This is a genomic window from Rickettsia sp. TH2014, from assembly GCF_019249195.1.
Taxonomy (GTDB): domain Bacteria; phylum Pseudomonadota; class Alphaproteobacteria; order Rickettsiales; family Rickettsiaceae; genus Rickettsia; species Rickettsia felis.
Window position 1 is genome coordinate 1 of the sequence record NZ_MXAX01000178.1, and the last position, 886, is coordinate 886.

An 886-nucleotide genomic window follows, 5' to 3' on the forward strand; every position below is an offset into this window, starting at 1 on the left:
ATAATTTTTATAATGTCTGTAAGATTAAATCTTGACTTCTACATATTCAAAAATCTAAATCCGCATAATAGCTAGGAGGGGTAAAGCCAGGGATTCTATCTTGTAATAGTAACCTAAAAGCCGGTCTTGATTTAATTAGTGAATACCAATGTTTGATAAGCGTCCATTTATCCCAATAAATCTCGCCGAAATAATCGAGTACCGATAAGTGACAGCTTGCGGCAATATCGGCAATAGTTAGCGAATCCAATACAAGATAACTTCTTTTTTCTAATAAAGAAGTTATATATTCTAAATGATAATTGAAATTATTTTTTGCAGCACGTAAAAATTCGGTTCTTGGGCTGCTCATTTTAGCAATTGATCTTATAACTTTTTCATCGATAATAATCTTAGTAACTTCACGATAAAATTTATCGTTAAACCAAAAGAATAATCGTCTAATTTCGCAACAAATATCAATATCTTCATCTAAAAAATTAAAATTCGGATATTTGCTATTAAGATATTCAACAAAAGGATAAATACCTACCACAAATAAGCCGTATGATTCTTCTAAAATAGGCAATGTTCCGGCAGGATTTATTTTTAAGAAATCTTTATTAAATTGCCAATAATCTTCTTTAATCGTAGTAAATTCTATATCTAATTCTTTTAAGAAGACACGGGCTTGTCTTGAAAGAGGACAAATAGGATAATGATATAACTTTTTCATTAAATTTGTGTCATAGTAAGTTCTAGGTCATCTAATGGTTTGACAGAGGTTGTTGCATCACACATTTATGTCATTCCCAGGTAGCATTGTTGCGTGGATCGGTAAATGCTCTTTTGTCATTCCTAGCTAAAAACGGAAATCCAGAAAAAAGTATAAATACAGCAAATTTTT

General features: G+C 30.6%; 1 protein-coding gene. It reads right to left on the reverse strand.

Features of this window, described 5'->3' with window-relative positions; translation table 11 throughout:
- Positions 1–46 precede the first annotated feature (46 nt).
- Positions 47–715, reverse strand: a complete 669-nt coding sequence (locus KYQ89_RS03470) for a glutathione S-transferase family protein (protein WP_218460424.1) — start codon at positions 713–715, stop codon at positions 47–49.
- Positions 716–886: the final 171 nt, after the last annotated feature.